Genomic DNA, 19,587 nt, shown 5'->3' on the forward strand with positions numbered 1-19,587 from the left:
TCATTGGTTCACGCTCTTTTGTCCCATATTCAATACGGCGAGTACGAGCTGGGAGACTAATTTCAGCTGGCAATTCTTCCTCACTAACGACGTTACCTGAAACTAGAATTTGACGGGTTATAATAACGCGCTCTCCTGCCGCTCCCTCTTCTAAGACAACTGGTGCTTCATCAACATAACGATTAGCATTGGGGACACGTTCCTCGTCAAATGGAATCGGCTCTACGCGACGAAGCTCTTTTATCTCGGCTTCAGGCTGGGGCGTTGAGGTTGGGTAAGTGAGAGGAACACTTGTCATTGGTTCACGCTCTTTTGTCCCATACTCAATACGGCGAGTAACAGCTGGGAGACTAATTTCAGCTGGCAATTCTTCCTCACTAACGACGTTACCTGAAACTAGAATTTGACGGGTTATAATAACGCGCTCTCCTGCCGCTCCCTCTTCTAAGACAACTGGTGCTTCATCAACATAACGATTAGCATTGGGGACACGTTCCTCGTCAAATGGAATCGGCTCTACGCGACGAAGCTCTTTTATCTCGGCTTCAGGCTGGGGCGTTGAGGTTGGGTAAGTGAGAGGAACACTTGTCATTGGTTCACGCTCTTTTGTCCCATACTCAATACGGCGAGTAACAGCTGGGAGACTAATTTCAGCTGGCAACTCTTCCTCACTAACGACGTTACCTGAAACTAGAATTTGACGGGTTATAATAACGCGCTCTCCTGCCGATCCCTCTTCTAAGACAACTGGTGCTTCATCAACATAACGATTAGCATTGGGGACACGTTCTTCGTCAAATGGAATCGGCTCTACGCGACGAAGCTCTTTTATCTCGGCTTCAGGTTGGGGCACTGATGTTGGAGAATAAGAAGGGGAAACAGCTTGATTATCTTGAGTAGCTTGATTATCTTGAGTAGATAGTTGACCGATGTCTACTAATAAATCAGATTTTTCCTCAGTAGGACGATGCAGTTCAGATGGCTGAATCATTTGAGAATTGTTCAACAATTGCTTATCTTCTTGTTTTAGTAATGACTGTAGAACACTATCTATCGGCAAATCTTCAGCCCTCAAATAGCCCACATAATCATAACCAGCTACAGACAAGTCTTCTAAGGATTGCCCCTCGATATAGGTCTGCGACTTCTCTGCTAGCACCTGCAACAATTGCGTTGCTTGCACGTCATAAAGTCCCGTACCCGCCATTGTTCCAACGATTACAAAACCAAGTAGTTGTTGCTTCCCTTTTTTTAACCCATAAATTGCTAGTACCAAACCACCTGCTAAAATAAAAGGCAACAAACTGTCACTCGTATTTGTCTTAGGAAGTGTTTGAGATTTGACTTGCTCCTTAGGACGATAAACCAAGATATATGTATCTGACTGAATAGCTACCTCCTCAGAAATAGGAGCCTTAATCACCAAGTCTTGCTCAAGTGCCGATAAATCCTTCTCATCAACAGCAAAATACGAAACCGTGACCGATGACTGTTTGTGAACATGGTCCTTAGGCGATGCCACATCATCTGCTGAAACTGGCAATTGCAAAAAACTAGCCCCTATTAGGACAGAAGCAATCCCAACAGATAATTTTCGAATAGAAAAAATACTTTTTTTAGTTAAAAACACATTTTTACTCCTGACTAAAACATGCCACAACAATCCTCACCCATCAAAAAAACTAAATCTTAACAGTCATAGACACATGACATTTCTAAGATTTAGTTCTATTTAACATAGGATCACTAATAGTTTTCACAGAGCCCTTAAAAACCTTCAAGAAATAAGAATTTCCAATAACTTAGCTTGTATCATCCAAAAAGCCAATTGATACCAAGTATCTGACCATTACTGGAACAGGGCTCCATCAGATGAGTCACAGAACTATTGATATGCTAAATATACTTTCTCAGACATTATATCATAATCATAAAACGGAAGCCAATCAAATGGGAAAACACGATGGCTAACCTTTTTGTCAGTTCCCATTAGTTTAATGGTTCATAGTGCTCATCTAATAAGCTCAATAAACGTTGTTTTTGTTCGTCACTAGTAAAACTTGCTCTTAAAGCATTCTGATTAAAACGATAAAAATCTTGAACTGTCGTTCCATAGTGCTGATGATATAAGCTATATTCTTTGGTTAACGTGGTTTCTGAAACAGTTCTATTATCTGTGTTGATGGTGATATTGGCACCTGCACGGTATAGTTGTGGATAGGGAAAATCTGCTAAGGTTGGTGCTGCTTTGGTTTGAAGATTGCTAGTCAAACACATTTCAATCGTTGCATCTGCTGCTACAAACTGTTCTATCGCTTGAGTTTGATTGACCAAGGCAGTCGCATGACCAATACGAGATACCCCTAAACTAATGGCATCGACAACATTTTTGACACAGTGACACTCACCTGCATGAAAAGTCATCGGCAAGCCTAAACTTTGGACCTCTTTAATAAGAGAAGATAATTCTTCAGTTGGGTAATCTGCTTCATTGCCTGCAAAATCAAATCCTGCCAAACCTCGACCGGCTAGTTCTACTAACTGAGGAAAAATACTTTTAGCTACCGATGGATCACTTTGTTTCAAACCACAGACCAGAGCCTTAGCCTCAATGCCAAACTCTTGATGGGCACGTTCCAATCCTTCCAAAACCGCCTCTAGCGTCTCTAGCGCTGTTAAACCCTTATCCATAGATAATTCAGGAGCGTAGCGTAATTCTAAATAAATGACATTTTCTAGTGCCGCTTGTTTGGCAACATCATAGGCAGCCAAGCGTAAGGCTTCTTTCGTTTGAAGAATTGGACGAATCACATCGAAGGTCTTTAAATAATCCAGTAATGATTCTGTATCTACCGGAACAGTCACCATAGCCTTTAAAGCCTCGTCGTCAGTCGGATAAGAGAGCCCTGCCATTTCAGCCAATACTTTAATCGTTTCGAGCGATAACGAACCATCTAAATGGCAATGCAACTCCACCTTAGCTAATTCTTGAAAAGGAATTTGTAACATGATAACTACCTCGTCTATAATATCTTGTTTTATATCTTATCATAAGTTTTAGCGTTTGCAAACAAAAGATAAGAACTTATCACATGATATTTACAACTGTTCCAATCAGGAGGTATAGCCTCAACAGCAATATCAAGAAATACTGAAAAATAGCTAAGCATATCATAACCCAACAAGTAAATTAAGCAGTCAATCCACTATCCCTATTTTAAACCACAATAAAGGAGCTAAGTAAAATTCAGCTCCTTTATTCGTTTTAAGACGAAACCAGCACTAGACTTTTTCTGACTTAACACTCTTCACTGATTTCTTATCGTTTATAGATAGAGTCTTTTTCTATCTCCTTTAAGTTTAATCAGAGCACACCTCTCACTACCACAAATAAGAGACTATCAGCCAATAAAAAAGCCACGACAAAACCCTCACAGATAGCGAGGGCTTTAGACTCTTGATTGATAACTGAGTGCTATCACCTTCAATCCGCTTGGTAAACTTTTTCACCATCTATGAAGGTCGCTTCTAAACTAAGATCTGGACGCAAGACAATAAAATCTGCGTCATAACCTTTTTTAATCTGACCACACTTATCATCAATATGACATGAGATAGCAGGAATAAGACTAGCCATTCTCACAGCTTCTACACGATTAGCCAATCCCCAATCGGAAACATTCTTTAATCCTTGATAGAGTTTTAAGATAGAGCCAGCTAAGCTACCATTGTCTTTCAGACGAGCTGTTCCATTTGCTACAACAACTGGAAATTCTCCTAGTACATAGTCACCTTCTGGCATACCACCTGCACGCATACAGTCCGTAATAAGCGCCACATGGTCATGACCTTTTTGTTTTAACAAAATATCACATGCCTTTGGCGTCACATGATGACCATCACAAATGAGCTCAGCATAAGTATGCGGCAAATCATAAACAGCCCCTACCATACCAGGTTCTCTGTGATTAAGACCACGCATGCCATTATAAGCATGCACCCACACTGAAGCCCCTGCTTGAACAGCTTGACGTGCTTGATTATATGTTGCATTAGAATGCCCTAAAGCAACAACAACACCTTGCTCTGTCACATACCGAACAAACTCCTCAACACCATCTCGTTCTGGAGCAAGTGCTATTTTATTAATTAAACCTTCTGCACTTTCCTGCCAAGTGTTAAATTCTTCAATACTTGGGTCTGCCATATAAATCGGATTTTGAGCCCCTTTAAATTCTTCGGTAAAATAAGGGCCCTCAAAATAAAGTCCTTGAATTTTAGCACCAGGAGCTTTTTTAGCTTGAGCAACCTTCTGACAAACTTGATTCAAAATATCAAAAGACGACGTTAATGTCGTTGGTAAGTAGCTCGTAACACCTGTTGAAGGTAAACCTTTACTAATTATTTCGATGCTCTCTACACTATTATCCATAACATCTGCTCCACCAAATCCATGAATATGCGTATCAACCAATCCAGGTGCTATACTATATCCTGTATAATCAAGTACATTAGCATCAGCTGGTAATTCAGCTACCCAATCCCCAAACTTTCCATCAACAAGAGTTAAGTAGCCTCCTTTTTTTTCTTCATAGGGATAGAAGAAACTGTCTGCTTTAATATATGTCAACATGTTATAACCTCCTCGTATTTGTCACATTCATTATACTCCTAACCCTTAGATTTGTAAATAAAATCTGTCAATATAGTAAGATTTTTGTGGATGAATTCTTAAAAACGACTGAGATTGATGACCAACTATCAGAGAGATACCTGTCTAAAATCATTACAACCTAGAGGTCATTCAATTACCTATAAAGCTAATCAAAAATACTTACTATTTATAAATTTTCAGTTGAACGAGGCATAAAAACACCCCCATGTTTCCACATGAGGGAGATACTTATATATGATAATTACCAACCAAATAGACCACTTTTGACATATGAAGATTGATAATTCCTTCATAGTTTCCTAACTATTATCTATTTTAAAAGTTCGGCTAACACTTTATTTTGTTCATCATAGTAGTTAAACCATTCATTATGATCAAAATGGTAAACAATTTTAAAAATTTCCTTAAGTGCTTCAATAACCTTAAACATTGTCTTTGAAGTGAGCTTTATATCATGTAAACCGTGTGCAACCTTATTTCTCTCATCATTGATTTTAAGAATGACATTGATTTGTTCTAACAATAATACATCAACGTCATAATAAGCTAAAATATTTTCATATGACAGAAGATTCAAGGTGAAGTCGGTTCGAAATATTTTTGTCTCGTCATATCGCTCACTCAGCTTAGATTTCATCTCTTCTTGAATAAAGGCAACAATAGTAGCAAAATCCTTATGTTCTGGATTCAATTTTGGAAAATTTTTTTCCCAATAAATCACATGAGTAAATTCGGTCTCTATAAAATCTTCCAAGATAAACTCTGCTAGAGTTTTGGCTTTTATTAATACTTCAACAACATTTGCTTTTTTAAAAGCCAGTATAATCAACAAAAGGCTGTTTAAAGCTCTCTTCATGTTTGTTGAATAATGCAGGGCATCGATATCAGATAGTATTTTCTGTTTTTTGATTGCATTAAGAATATCTTCTAATTTGATAATCAGTTTAGCACGATTACGCTTAGATATTATATTAAACGCTGATTTATCATTAAGAATATTATAGGCCGCATTATAATCATAATTGTCAATCAACATTCTAAGATGACTTCTAACTAAAGCAGCATTAAACTTTGCTGACTCATCTCGCAACAAACGACTCTCAGTCGTTTCTAAATTATCTTTATTAGTCCTTAAAATAAGATCTAGATCATCAAACCTTTCAATACCACTGCCTGCATTCGCGGATTTTTTAGGAGTAGTAACCTGATAAGCCTCACAATTCACATTACTGATACGATTAAAAGCAAACATAGCTGAGATGATTTGAGGTGTGCCACTGGATAAGTTTAATATAAAGTCATCTTCATCATTCAGATAACGTTTTATTATTTTAGAAAGTTGTTCAAAAACCTTGTCAAAAACATAAACATCCTCAAGTATTTCAGGCTCAAGAATTATCTCCGGTTTATTATCCAGTACGCTCATAATTGAGGTGACAATAATCTCATGCTTCTCAAGCATTTCCTCGCTATAAATTAAAATAATTTTTTCAGGTTGCTTATGCCTGACAAGATGCAACAAGGCAGCATCATGATTATCTTTGATAGGATCTGTCGTACCAATGGATGAAATTAAGACCTTCATTGTTCCTCCTATAATAAATTAATTAACTCTCTATTCAAGTCATCATAATAAGTGAATAAGCTATTATCCTTCAAATGATATAGTTCTGAAATCATCACTTCAAGGGCAGCAGTCAATTCTTCAACAAGCTTCTCGATACCTCTAAAATCATTGCTTGAAATATCTCCCAGACTCACTGTTCCTAAATCATGAGCTATTTTATTCCTCAAACTATTAATTTTCGGTGAAAATACTGCCATAGATGAAATAAACGCATCCTGACCTAGATTATTATCTTCATTGCATCGAAAACATGCACTAGAGACTGAATATAATAAATCAGCATAACCTTCTATCCTGTCTTCACCATTCAAAGTCAAAAATTCTTGACCTAGAAAAACCGCTAAGGAAATACTCTTTAAAATAATATCGGCAAATTCTCTACGTTTCGCTTGCATTTTTAAACGCCTAAAATACTGAATAGCAATTCTAAAACGATCATTTTCCTGTTTAGACTCTAGCCCAAAAGGAGAAACTTTCTTGAGAGAATCAGGAATTCTCTGAAGATGAATATCTTTGAGTATTGCATCCAACTTGGTAAGTAATAACCGTTGATGTTCAAACGCCTTTTGTGACAAAATAATTGCTCTAACAGAAGCATAATCATAATTATCCAGCATCTGCTCTAGGATCTGTTTACTAATTCGATGCGAAACAGCTTCACCTTTCTCAATTTTTATACGCCCACTGGCAGGATTATTGGCAAAAAAACACTCTTCCGGTAACAATCCATGATCAAGAGTTAACTCCTCAATAGACAGTCCTTCAAAATCTGTAATATCTTCAACTTTTGAATGAGAATTTGAAGCCTTTTCTGGAGATAATACCTGTACAGCCGTATAAGATAACTGCTCTAAAATACTAATCGAGAACATCGCACTTTTTAATCCTGGCGTAGCCGAAGATAGGTTCAATATAATTTTTTCATTGCTATCATAATGCTCTAAAAACTCATTTAATGCTTTAGCGACATTGATGTAAGCCGTATTAAAACCTACTGCATCTTCATTACTAATAAGTGAAGAAGCTCTCTTAATGATTGGACGATAGTTTGCATCAATAGAATAAATCGCTCTCTTAATCTCCGCTTCCTTATGAAACATACCTTCTGTAAATATCAGATAAACATGTTCTGGTCTAAATCCTCTACAAATATGTAGGATGGCACCGTCATGATAGCCTCGAATAGGATCCGTATCACCCACAGCCGTTATCAATGTCGTCATATTACATCTCCTTTATGATAAAGCAACATTTACCCATCTCATAAAAACTATCCTCATTACGAATGAGGTTCCTCATACCTTTAGTAGTTTTTAAACTTTGTTGCTTTGATTTTGTTAATTTAAAAACACCCTTGCCGACCATTTTGGTTTTCAGTTTCTGATGACGTTTAAGAACCTCACGTTCGGCTTGTTTCATAACCGTTTTGGTCCATACACCACTACCTGCACCTATGTAAATAGGGTATTGTACATTATCTTGCTTATACTTATCTTTTAAATCTCTTAAGAAAAAATCCCTATAAAGACTGTAAAATTCACTAGCATAGGTCTGTAAATGCTCAATCAATTCTGCCGCCTCATCGCTCGTCGTTGTGATTGTAAAGCGTAAGTGAGTCATGGGTTTGATGGCTTCTCGATAAACCGGCAACGATTCCGGGATAACTTTACGAGATGAATAATCCCATTTTTGGGCAACCATCAGACAATCTATCTCTAATGGTAAACTATCACTAACATGAATATGATGAAACAGATCATCAAACGGTTTATCTTTCTTGGCTCCCCAGGGGATGACCGTCCTATTTTCTACAACCTTATTCCCTCTCTGCAATTTGAAATTGTCTTGTTTCCATCTGGTGTTCATCAGAATAGTTCGTATTGCACCCTTCAGAGAAGAACCAGGTATATAAACTTTGTCAAAAGGATCCCTAACGAATTGATTAACCCCATTAAATTCCTTTGACTTTCTATTATCAAACCTTTTCTTACGATGATTTTCATAAACTAATAAAGACGTATCAAGAGAATATCCTCCAAAATCCCTAGTAGAGATTTTCTGATCATTTAAAAAATCAATTAATCTCTTACCCTCGCCATCTCTTAGTAAAAATCTCTCAAAAGCTTCATGACGGTTTATCGTTATCAAATGGGCATATAACTTAGCCATATCAGGAAAATACAGTCTTTGATTCTCTAAGATGTATTCTTTATTTGTATAGGTTTTTCCATTTCCAATATGTACCGGTGCTAGTGTTAGCAACCGAAAGTCAAATCGTCTAGTGCTCATCACCTGCTATCTCCAATCTATAGAAACTCGGTTTTGCAAAATGCCAAACAGGATGAGGGATACCTTTGGGAGCTAGATTTCTAATACTTCCTTTAAAACAACCTTTAGTCGTCGTTCCTGACTTGAACTTATAAAAATCTTGCTTACGCAAATTAGAGTCACTACTTCTTGTGAAGGCAAAACCACTTGATTTATACAGAAGATACTTAGCATGAGTTAAGGTCTTCTCAAGTTCTTCATCTACAGGTAACGAACTGGTCATCAATAACAATACATCATTCTGACCACCTGAAAAACGCTCTGCAAATTTTTTTGGCAAGGGTAAAATATCCAACTCAAAAGAACCATACCCACTACTACGCTTACCACCCAAACCGGAATATTGCAAACCTAACATCAATTGATTCAACAAGGTGGATTCCGTTGCGACAACATATAAAGATACACCCTCTTTGAAATAACTAACACCGACTTGATACAAGCCCCCATCAAGATCTGGCTGATTTTTGGTGATAGACGAATGAGTCGTCATTTCAGGATTATCAAAGATGGCTCCCTTCATATAGGCATCCAAATCGTGATAGGCGATAAACTGTAATTTTTTTTGGCGTTTAGCTTCTTTTCTCAGAGCAATAACATCACCATTATAGTTATCAGAATCCCTTTCAGGATAGCCAATCGGTTTTGGAAGATAAGGAACATCAATATATGGAAAGGCATCTGTCAATAAAAAGTCGTCTTGAGAGGCAATAGTCATAAAATCATCTAGACAATTATGACTGATAGCCTCAAGTACTAATGCTGAAAATAATCGATCTGCTGTAAACGTATCCTCAGAAGTAAACAATTCTCCCTTTCCAAAATGAGCAGCTTTAAATGTCATCTTGTAAATCTTATAGGTCATAGGCTAAACCTCCTGATGAAAGATCTGCTTTACCTCTTCAACATCAAATTGTCCAAATACTGTCTCTAGCGATAGTCCTTCAAACTTAATTTTCCCATATCCACGGCTACCTGAACCACCTAAATAATCCAATTCAAGCAATTGCAGACCCTGATATAATGCTCTTAAATCTTCCTCTACCTGTTCTTCAGCATCTTCTCTGATGTCATAAATGATTTCTAAAGAAAAACGGCTTTGTCTAATAGCTCTCTCTATCTGACGCGGCTTTGCCTCAGCTGTGATACGATCAATAGTGTTCTCAAACTTCACCTCTGTCATACTACGTGCACCCAACTTTTCCAAGTCATCTGCATTTGTAAGGTAGGCATCTCTAAAGACAAGACGACCAATCTTATATTGACTCTCTTTACTATCTCCAAACAATCGCTTAATCACAGGAGCATCATCAACAATGGACACAGGTTTATTGCTCAAAGCTCGTGATAACAAAGTCCTCATCTTCCCTTTTAGACTAGAACCTGGAATAATAGGATGCTTAGTAATAGGATCTTTAATCACCGGAGCATCTGTAGCACCAATAGCAGCAAATGCATTACTTGTTCCAATGTGTAAGCCACTCAGAAGCACTAGGTCTGCAGTAATTTTTACTTTTGAATAAGTCATCAATCATTCCCTCCGTAGTATTTAAAATAAGCCACTAACGCTTCCATGTAGCGACAAAAACGTTGCAAGGTCTCAATATCTCTAACCTCTTTCAAGGCCTCTAAAATCTGACCCTTTTCAACCAAGTCTTTAACAGCGAATTCTCTACCTGCTTGATAAACGTACTGTACTCTTAGGTAAGCTATTTTATCTGCCAAGTCTTCAAAAGGCTTCGTATTACTTTCATCATAGAGATGACTCGTTGAGGCTAATAAACTTCGTATCTTACTCGTCGTCAACTTAAAGTAATATCGATTAGGATTTTGTGAATATCTTGATGTGTCTAGTTTTTTTATGGTTTGCTCTGCCTTGTCAACATAATTGGCATCCGTCAATATTGCCATATTTCTTTAATCCTTTCTGATGTGATAAATATAAATCATGAGTGCAACTTCAGCCTCCAAACGGCTCTGTTCGTCCTTTACATACCAGTCAAAAAACTGAGTTTTAAAGTGTTCAAACGCTTTTCGATGTTCTCTTTTTGTGACAGCTTCTAGGCTTGATAAATAGTAGGCTAATCGAGCGACATTCATCTTATTATAATCTCTAAGCAATTCTAACAAGCGATAAGCAAATACTTTTCCACGTTCATCTTGCTCGTCAAAGAAAGTCTTTATCACCTGCCATTTACTGTCATAAATAGCTTCAATGAATTGGTCAAATTTGAAAACATACTTGTCCCCAAACAAACACAGACTATCTTTATCATTCGCTTTAGCAGCTTCTTCCAAATCACCCGTCTCTTTTGCCATAAGACTCACTGGCGTCTTGTCTGGATACAAGCCTATTCCAGCTGATAAGGTTAGTTTCCCTTCTGTCCAGGTTACAAAAGCCTGTCGCAAAGATAAGGTAAATGCGATAATATCTTGCCAACTGCCAATAGCAAACACATCATCACCTCCAGCATAAACAATGGTTACCTTAAAACCTTTGGCAAAGTGATTGATATATAATTTGAAAAAGCGGCTCATTTGGCGTGAAAAGCTTGCTGAGCGAGATAACGTATTAAATTTCCCCTTTTCTTGACTAGAAAACCCAGCCATAAAAGCAGCGCCCAAGTCATCAACGTCCAAACGAACAACTGCCATTCTCTTGATTCCTAAACCATTAACCACAGAATGTCTAGCATAGCTATCAATCCTATCATAAGCGTAGTCACCAATGAAAATATGAACACCATTAGCTTTTGTAATATCAACATTATTTTTGATATAGGTCAATTCTACCAACGAAGGGGTAGCACCCTCTGCACTGGCTGTGAGATAGGCATTGGGACCAATTGGTAAACCACTCTCATCAGGACTAATAGCAAACTGGGTATGGCCGATTTGCTTGGCAAAGGTTCCTAATTTAGAACAAATCTGACATAGTCCATCATCCCGTCTAATCCTATCCGTTGTATGACAAATCAAACATTCCTGTTCAGCATCCTGATGTGTCTCATTTAAGGAGATTAGTGTCTTAGCATTATAACGCTTGATTTTTTTCTCAGAGAGTTGACGGCTTAGCTGACGATGTAACGCCTTATAAGCACTGGAAGCATTAGCACCCACTAACTGTTTGGGAGCAAAAGCAGCACTGGCAAAAACCACATAGAGTCTGGTTTTAAAATAGCTTAGCAAATAGCTATTGTATTCTTCTTCAAAAGCTTTAATCCGTTGAGCAACACCTGAGCTATTAGGTAACAAAATGTAGGCATGTCCACCACCATTGTAAATCAAATTAAAGCGACTGAGTTCTTCCGACAGTAAAAAACGGTCAACAAGATATTCACTCATCATGTCCAAATACAAGCTACGTGCCTTCAACTGTTTTAAGGCACCCTTACTAACGATATTGTAGATGAAGTCCTGAATACCAGAAAAATCAAAAGTTACAAGAAGGCAAGCGTTTTCATTGTCATTTAAAAAATCAACCGAATCCAAAGATTCAGCATAGCGGTAAAAACAAGTCGCAAAAGCTACCCTCAACTTAGCATGCTCATAAAAGGAGATGTCGCCTTGACTCTTACTTGGAACGAAGGATAAAAGAGATTCAAAAGTGTTAAGCCATGACGGCAAATGGCTTTCCGTCATTGGTATGGTCATCAGAGCCTGTTTCAATGCCGTCACAATCTCAGTGGTTTCGGATACGCCATCTTTTAGAGAGACTGTTTTGTCCAAGTGGGGCGTACGATCATGATGAATGATTGTAGGCTGGCTATAACGAGTCGGGCGTCTATCCTTGAAGTAAGTAAATACATCTTCAAGATTAGGAGTGTCAGACGCTTTCCAAGCCTGTTCTGAGCCGTCGCCACTAACATTCATCTGGGCGACGAGCGTATCTGCCTCCTCAATCATTGTCAACCAAGACCGAGTGGTTGCGCCTCCTTCCAAGACAGAACGTAAATCAAGTTTCTGCGTCGGGACTTGCTCAACCAAATTAAACACTGCATTCTGGCGTTCTATAACATCTGTAAGCTCTGGAAAGAGAACATCCCCAATATCATAAAAGAGGGCACTATATATAAAATGAAGATCAACCTTTGTCAAGAACAAGTCCTCCCATTCCTAAACTATTTTTTATCCCTACACCAGAGTATTCCCCAAAGTGTAGGAGCATGTGGACGTAAGCCTTCAAGGTTTCTGAGCCGTATACTTTTAAGGTCACTTCACCATGAAAGGCTGGTATTTTATGCCGATGAACTGTAAAATACCATGTTTTCAAGTCATAAGACACAATCTTGCTGTTTTGCTCAATCATGTCGAGCAACTGGGAATCTAAGGGTTCATCATGGTCAATCAAACGATGGTACTTCTGCATAAGACTCTGCATAATCAGGTGGACACTGGGAAAGAGGATATACTCCCCCTGTACCTTAAAACTGGTCGGGGTGACAAAACGGAGTTTAAAGATACCGTCTGTCTTTTGGGTACGAAAAAGGTCCAAAAGCTCCTCAACGGTGCGTTGGCAGACCTCCTTGCGGTCAATGACCAGAGGCTCATCATAGCTATCAAGTCTTATGCTAAATAGGCTATCTAAGACAGGGGCTATCACCTCTATGGCTTCTTGAGTCAATAAATGAACAGTCCAAATATGGTAATCACCCTTCGTTGTGACGTAGAGCGCATAGGGGTTTGTGTCCAACTCATGCAACTGCTCAACATAAGCTGTCGGAAGTTGCGACATGAGAAAACCATGCAATTTAGGTACTAATTCAACTGTCCGTAGGGCAGTTTTTTTGATGTGTAGTCTCACTTCTCTCAGAGGTCATCACTCCTTTCAAAGATAATGGGCTTAGCTGATACCCCCGTCCCCTTACGAGGTGATAGGGGATGTCAATATGTCAGATCCAACTGAAAATATCATTTCATTAGGGTTTCCGTCCCCTTGCGAGGTGAGAGGGATGGTCAATAGATTAGATGTAACTATTTACGCTGACCCTAAATATGTTTCCGTCCCCTTGCGAAGTGAGAGGGGTAGGCAATTGGTGCTAACGAAAAGATAATCGACTACGAGACGTTTTTGTTTCCGTCCCCTTGCAAGGTGATAGGGGATGTCAATCTGCATTTGGATTTGCATCTTATGTGAGTGATTATGAGTTTCCGTCCCCTTGCGAGGTCATAGGGGATGTCAATTATGAAAACAATTGCGATATTAGTGCTATTATGCACACCGTTTCCGTCCCCTTGCGAGGTCATAGGGGATGTCAATAATATTGATGTTTCTATTTATGCTAATCCTAAATAGTTTCCGTCCCCTTGCGAGGTGATAGGGGAGGTCAATTGTCATACAAAGATTATTTAACAACAAAACATTTCAGTTTCCGTCCCCTTGCGAGGTGATTGGGGATGTCAATAAGATATTTTATGTTTGAAAATCGGTACTTTAAAATTGTTTCCGTCCCCTTGCGAGGGGAGAGGGGATGGCAATTAGATACTGAAAAATATAAAGGGCAAGAATTCGACTATAGTTTCCGTCCCCTTGCGAGGTGATAAGGGAGGGCAATAAATCATTCTCTGCTAAACGAGAAATGATTGATACCGTTTCCGTTCCCTTGTAAGGGGATAGGGGTGGTCAATCAAAAAATACACTAACAACGAAGGGCAAGAAGTCTATCAGGTTTCCGTCCCCGTGCGAGGTGATAGGGGATGGCAATATTGGTAGTATCAATCGTATAGTTGATAAGTCGAGGTTTCCGTCCCCGTGCGAGGTGATAGGGGATGTCAATGATATATTTAGCGTATGTTCACTTATGTAAAAAAGAGTTTCCGTCCCCTTGCGAGGTCATAGGGGATATCAATAGCATATCTTGTGACCCCCTTGCCAAGACATACTATATATAGAAACATCCCTTAATATTATCATATCATTTTGGCAGCTGATTGACTAGCCCTAAATCACGATAACTGGTGCAAGGACATCTGCCCCATCATAAGGATTAAATGCCACGACCTCATCTTTTTTACCCTTATAAACGATAATATTATCCTGCTCATCAGCTGTATAAAACATAGAAATTTCCCGAATCAACTCGTGATAACGTTGAGGTGTCAGAAACATTTCAAAACAAGATTTCTGAACACGCACACCATAACTCTCCAAGAGCTTTGATAGTTGCACACGCCTTTTCTGACTACGAATATTGTAGATGACCAAGCAAAATACCAGCTGCTTCCTAGCAAATTCTCTTTCCTCTGATGTCAAGTTAAACAATCTCATCCTTATCTCCCCCATCACAATAGTCTGAAGCCTGCAAAGATTCCATTGCTCTAATCAATCGCTTGATTTGTTGGTCAGCCATATAAGCAAAACTATAACGATGACTGTCTCTTTTCTGATAAGCATGAATCTCCAACATACGTTGCCTTAACTCAGAGACTACTATAGCCAAACCATCAGATGTCAATGTATAACCCGAACGATCACTCAACTCAAAATGCTCCAAAACCAACTGACCAGACATGATGAGATGCACCATGGTATCATCAACAATAACAGGCCGCCATTCTTCCATCAAATCACTCGCCAATACAGCATGATGACGACGTGGCTGATGCAAAAAACCAAAGCCTTGACTCAAGCCATTTTGACGAATCATACCGATAAAAAAACTGTACAGTAAACTATAACCCAAATTTAAGAGACAATTAAACGGATCTTCTGACGGTCTCTTGCTCCTCCCCTTAAAACGAAACGCATGAGGTAGCATAAGACTAAGGTAATAAAAGTAAGATATGGCACTCCTCCCCTCATAGCCCATCACCTCATGTAACGTCTGTGCATCATGAACCTTTATGCTAAAAAGATTATCTTCAGGTGCATTCACAACATCGCTGCTGCTAGCATACCAATCCTTGTCATATCGCTGACTTCTATGAAAAACAAAAAAGGCAATCGCAAATGACTTCAACTAAGTCACATACGATTGCCTCCATACATCGCCTCATCAGGACAATGTATTAGCTCATTACGCCTAATAAACTCTACGATTGCCATTTAGCCAAAAATCTATCAAGTTAACTATGCCACATTATGGTAACACCTTATCACAAAATAAAGTGTTGTTATTGCATAACTTGTATAACAAAATAAGTGTCAAAAACAAGACAGTGGCCGAAAAATAGCCACTGTCTTGTCTTATTGTTTATCTTAAAACCGTGATAGATTTGACTAATGGTAGAAAAAAGCTGGAAGTAAATTCCAAACCTCTTAGACAATTTAGTCATAACGATTCACCGCAGTAGTCAACTGGTTGTTCAAAACTTCCTTACAACAAGGACTTGAACAACCCAGCCAACCTTGCTAGAAGAAGACAACTCGGGCGATAGTAACAAAATCTCCCTTATTGCCTCACTCCTTTATTTATTTTTTGTTCTATTTGAAATGTGAGTTTTAAATTTGGTAAATCAAGGTATTTTTAAGGAGATTATTGGACGAAACCTTGTCACCAATTCATCAGAACAAAAATGGATAACCAAAATCATGCTTGACTACCAAGACCAGTCATCATCGTCTTCCATGATAGCACGTGCTTCTTTTCGTTTACGTGGCCCTGTACCATATGCTTCTTCAATCAAATCCTCTTTGTAGGGAAGAAATGATGCTAGAACAACATACAAGACAACCCCGAAAGCATTGGTAAAGAAACAAAAAACAACAAATAGAGCCCTTGTTAAGCCTAAATCCCAATCGTACTTGTCAGCCAAGCCAGCTAGGACACCTGACAGGGCACGATACCTTTTTTGTTTATAAAAACTAACCTTCATCGAAAAACCCTCTCTTTCGTTTTCATCTAGAATAAGTGATATGTCCTTATTGCTATGGTTTTATTATAAGCCTTTTAAAACGGGATTACATCAGCCTTGGGACCTATTTTATTATGAACGCAACTGCAACTCTCCATGACAACGGCCACATCGATACTTCTTAACATCCAAACGCCTTTGACGAGGATAGAGCTGCTGGCAATCTCGGCACTGGTAATAATAGTTAGAGGATTTTGCCATCAATCTCGGAGCAAATCGTAAACCATCCACTGCCTTTAGCAAGGTCTTAAAATCCTCATCGCCGTGTTTATAGCCTTTGCCTTGATAATACAAATGATAATGGCATAATTCATGACGGACAATTTGACGAAAAACAGCTAAGTCTAGGGCGTCATACATCTTAGGATTGAACTCCAAATGACCATCTTTTGGAAAGAACCGTCCTCCTGTTGTCCTTAATCGGTTATTCCATCTTGCCTCATGGGTAAAAGCTAACCCAAAATCCTCTAAGGAAACACTGTTAACGTAAGCTGTCAAGTTCATCTAAGGGCACCAAGGATAAATTCAATTTTTCACGCTCGACATCTATTTTAGATACCCAAACAGTGACCACATCGCCCAAAGACAAGACTTGACGTGGGTGTTTGATAAAGGTGCGACTCATTTGTGAAATATGAATGAGCCCATCATTATGTAAACCGACATCAACGAAAGCACCAAAGTCAACCACATTACGCACAGTGCCTTCCAGTTGCTGACCAATAACAAGATCACTAATATCAAGAACATCTTGTCTTAGTGTTGGAGCCGCAAAATCATCACGCAAATCTCTACCTGGCTTCATCAAATCTGCAATGATATCAGACAATGTCGCCTGACCAATCCCCAAAACATTTGCCATCTCAGCAATATCAACTTGATTGAGCTTAGTTTTGGCAGTGTCATCAAGGGTCTCGATACCTAATTGCTGAAATAGACTAGCAACTGCAGGATAAGCTTCTGGGTGGACGCCTGTTCTATCCAATACATTCGTTGCATCAGGAATACGTAAAAAGCCTGCTGCCTGTTCAAATGCTTTTGCCCCAAGTCGTGGGACTTTTTTAATCTCCTGTCTTGAGGTTAAAGGGCCATTTTCTTCACGGTATTTGACAATATTTTCCGAAATCGTTTTGTTCAATCCTGCCACATGGGACAAGAGAGCTGAGCTAGCAGTATTGACATTGACACCAACTTGGTTAACAACCGTCTCAACAACGAAATCAAGATTTTCAGACAATTTTTTCTGGCTGACATCATGTTGGTATTGACCGACACCAATGGATTTGGGATCAATTTTCACCAATTCTGCCAGTGGGTCTTGAAGTCGTCTTGCAATCGAAATCGCAGAGCGTTTTTCAACGGTCAAGTCTGGGAACTCCTGTCTCGCTAATTCTGACGCTGAATAGACAGACGCCCCACTCTCATTAACAATCACAAAAGATACTGATGGGTGGTCTTTTAAGACATCAGCCACAAAAGCCTCACTCTCACGACTGGCTGTCCCATTGCCAATAGCAATAATTTCAACACCATATGCTGTCAGTAACTCGCTCAGGCTTACTTTAGCTTCTGAGATTTGTTTGTTACTAGCTGGTTTGACTGGATAAATCACTTGAGTCGTGAGTAGCTTTCCAGTTTGGTCAACAACGGCTAATTTGGCACCTGTTCTAAAGGCTGGGTCAAAACCAAGCACAACTTTGCCTTTCAATGGTGGAATTAAAAGCAGATTTCTCAAGTTTTCTGAGAATAAGTGGATAGCCCCATCTTCTGCTTTTTCCGTCAGTTCTGTGCGAACACGTCGTTCTAAAGCTGGTAAGATTTTCTTCTTCAGTGATTCTTGAATGATTTTCTCAATATAGGCATTTTTTTCTCTAAATCGTGCTCCAGTGAAACGGATCATCTTATCCAAATCATGCTCAAATCCAACTTTCAATATCCCCAGATTTTCCCCTCGATTAAGGGCAAGCGTCCGATAGCCAGATAGTTTACCAACAGTCTCTGAGAAGTCATAGTAAATCTCAAAAGTTGCCTTATCATCAGCTTCTTGATCTTTCACCGTTGAGGTGAGCAGACTATGAGATAGGATCTCCTGATAAAGCCATGCCCGTAATTTGGTATCATCTGACAAGGCTTCAACTAAGATGTCACAGGCACCTGACAAGGCCTTATCAACCGTTTCAAACCCTTCTGTCAAGAAGGCTTCTGCCTCAGTTTCCAATGTCGGAAGATTTTGTAAAATCAGACGAGCAAGACCAAAAAGACCTGCTTCTCTGGCAATAGTTGCCTTGGTACGCCGTTTTTCCTTATATGGTAGGTAAAGTTCCTCAACTTCAGCTAATTTTGTTGCAGCATGAATGGCTTCTTCTAGCTCAGGGGTTAACTTGCCTAGTTCGTTAATCTTAGATAGGACAGCTTCTTTACGTTCTGCTAGGGCAGTCAATGACTTGTGCTGGTCAATGATACTCTTAATCGCCACCTCATCAAGATGACCTGTGGCTTCTTTACGATAACGCGCGATAAAGGGAATGGTATTCCCTTCAGCAGTCAGTGATAAGACTGTTTCAATCTGTGTCTGCGTGAGACCAAGTGCCTCAACTAATTGTTCAATAATTGTTTCCATGTTACCTATTATAGCATATTTTAAGTACACCAAAAGGGAGGAGCACAAAAATCCTGATGTCATCCCACATCGCTTAGTCATCTCGGAAAAGGAAATCAGAATAATATAAGCCATTTCCGAACATTTTCTTAAAATATTTTTTGAGAAAAGGTTTTTTACTGACAGGGAGATTGTCCCAAAATGGGGCAACATCCCTTTCCGAACATTGCCCTCATTTCCAAAAGGAACTGATTTCGCTGGCAGCTAGGAAGGATAATCCAAAGTAGGAATGAACTCGCTGGCAGCTAGGGAGGACAAATCCAAGTAGGAATGAACTCGCTAGTAACTAGGGATAATAATCCAAATCACAAAAAAGCGGCTCTATAATTTCTGTAGTGGGTAACTCCACCATAGAGATTATAGGGCCTTTTGAGTATCAAAAAGTCCCATATGACCTATAATGAAAAGCAAGCAAACCATCATTAGAAAGCCTCATATGGAATA

16 protein-coding genes and 1 pseudogene are annotated in these 19,587 nt (G+C 39.0%); 1 reads left to right on the plus strand and 16 read right to left on the minus strand.

Annotation, left to right across the window (positions count from 1 at the left end):
* The 13 genes from ACVRZH_RS08385 to cas1 form a co-directional block, all read right to left on the minus strand.
* On the minus strand, positions 1-1,630 hold a 1,630-nt coding region (locus ACVRZH_RS08385), incomplete at its 3' end, for a G5 domain-containing protein (protein ID WP_447454851.1).
* Between the two features lie 359 nt (positions 1,631-1,989).
* On the minus strand, positions 1,990-3,009 hold the full coding sequence (gene add, locus ACVRZH_RS08390) for an adenosine deaminase (protein WP_447454852.1): 1,020 nt from the start codon (positions 3,007-3,009) through the stop codon (positions 1,990-1,992).
* A gap of 475 nt (positions 3,010-3,484) precedes the next feature.
* A complete protein-coding gene (gene nagA, locus ACVRZH_RS08395) occupies positions 3,485-4,633 on the minus strand; it encodes an N-acetylglucosamine-6-phosphate deacetylase (protein WP_447454853.1) in 1,149 nt (382 codons plus the stop codon).
* Between the two features lie 352 nt (positions 4,634-4,985).
* On the minus strand, positions 4,986-6,260 hold the full coding sequence (gene csm6 / locus ACVRZH_RS08400) for a type III-A CRISPR-associated CARF protein Csm6 (RefSeq protein ID WP_447454854.1): 1,275 nt from the start codon (positions 6,258-6,260) through the stop codon (positions 4,986-4,988).
* An 8-nt stretch (positions 6,261-6,268) separates the two neighbouring features.
* Complete coding sequence (csm6, locus tag ACVRZH_RS08405) at positions 6,269-7,525, minus strand: type III-A CRISPR-associated CARF protein Csm6 (RefSeq protein WP_447454855.1); 1,257 nt, start codon at positions 7,523-7,525, stop codon at positions 6,269-6,271.
* Between the two features lies 1 nt (position 7,526).
* A complete protein-coding gene (gene csm5, locus ACVRZH_RS08410) occupies positions 7,527-8,591 on the minus strand; it encodes a type III-A CRISPR-associated RAMP protein Csm5 (RefSeq protein WP_447454856.1) in 1,065 nt (354 codons plus the stop codon).
* The gene (gene csm4, locus ACVRZH_RS08415) at positions 8,581-9,495 is read right to left on the minus strand and encodes a type III-A CRISPR-associated RAMP protein Csm4 (protein ID WP_447454857.1); all 915 of its coding nucleotides are present in this window, start codon (positions 9,493-9,495) and stop codon (positions 8,581-8,583) included. Before csm4 ends, csm5 begins: the two co-directional genes overlap by 11 nt.
* Before the next feature lie 3 nt (positions 9,496-9,498).
* Positions 9,499-10,158 carry a type III-A CRISPR-associated RAMP protein Csm3 gene (csm3, locus tag ACVRZH_RS08420; RefSeq protein ID WP_447454858.1) on the minus strand — a complete coding sequence of 220 codons (660 nt, stop codon included), beginning with the start codon at positions 10,156-10,158 and terminating at the stop codon, positions 9,499-9,501.
* Positions 10,158-10,541 carry a type III-A CRISPR-associated protein Csm2 gene (gene csm2 / locus ACVRZH_RS08425; RefSeq protein WP_447454859.1) on the minus strand — a complete coding sequence of 128 codons (384 nt, stop codon included), beginning with the start codon at positions 10,539-10,541 and terminating at the stop codon, positions 10,158-10,160. The genes csm3 and csm2 overlap by 1 nt, the downstream gene beginning before the upstream one ends.
* Positions 10,542-10,547: 6 nt before the next feature.
* Positions 10,548-12,728 (minus strand): type III-A CRISPR-associated protein Cas10/Csm1, encoded by a 2,181-nt coding sequence (cas10, locus tag ACVRZH_RS08430; RefSeq protein ID WP_447454860.1) that lies wholly within the window; start codon positions 12,726-12,728, stop codon positions 10,548-10,550.
* Positions 12,715-13,434, minus strand: coding sequence for a CRISPR-associated endoribonuclease Cas6 (gene cas6 / locus ACVRZH_RS08435; RefSeq protein WP_447454861.1), 720 nt, complete (start codon positions 13,432-13,434; stop codon positions 12,715-12,717). The genes cas10 and cas6 overlap by 14 nt, the downstream gene beginning before the upstream one ends.
* 1,137 nt (positions 13,435-14,571) lie before the next feature.
* Positions 14,572-14,898: a CRISPR-associated endonuclease Cas2 gene (gene cas2 / locus ACVRZH_RS08440; protein ID WP_447454862.1), complete on the minus strand. Its 327-nt coding sequence runs from the start codon at positions 14,896-14,898 to the stop codon at positions 14,572-14,574.
* Positions 14,885-15,439 (minus strand): CRISPR-associated endonuclease Cas1, encoded by a 555-nt coding sequence (cas1, locus tag ACVRZH_RS08445; protein ID WP_447454863.1) that lies wholly within the window; start codon positions 15,437-15,439, stop codon positions 14,885-14,887. Before cas1 ends, cas2 begins: the two co-directional genes overlap by 14 nt.
* Positions 15,440-15,466: 27 nt before the next feature.
* Here cas1 and ACVRZH_RS08450 point away from each other — a divergent pair.
* Positions 15,467-15,642 (plus strand): annotated as a pseudogene (locus ACVRZH_RS08450) (IS110 family transposase); the annotation flags it as partial.
* 527 nt (positions 15,643-16,169) lie between these two features.
* On the opposite strand, the gene ACVRZH_RS08455 reads toward ACVRZH_RS08450, so the two are convergent.
* From ACVRZH_RS08455 to ACVRZH_RS08465, 3 genes are all read right to left on the minus strand, one after another.
* A complete protein-coding gene (locus tag ACVRZH_RS08455; protein ID WP_447454864.1) occupies positions 16,170-16,445 on the minus strand; it encodes a PspC domain-containing protein in 276 nt (91 codons plus the stop codon).
* A 111-nt stretch (positions 16,446-16,556) separates the two neighbouring features.
* Positions 16,557-16,988, minus strand: a complete 432-nt coding sequence (locus ACVRZH_RS08460; protein WP_447454865.1) for a SprT family protein — start codon at positions 16,986-16,988, stop codon at positions 16,557-16,559.
* The gene (locus ACVRZH_RS08465; RefSeq protein ID WP_447454866.1) at positions 16,966-19,104 is read right to left on the minus strand and encodes a Tex family protein; all 2,139 of its coding nucleotides are present in this window, start codon (positions 19,102-19,104) and stop codon (positions 16,966-16,968) included. Before ACVRZH_RS08465 ends, ACVRZH_RS08460 begins: the two co-directional genes overlap by 23 nt.
* Between the last annotated feature and the right edge of the window lie 483 nt (positions 19,105-19,587).

The organism is Streptococcus fryi, from assembly GCF_053206505.1.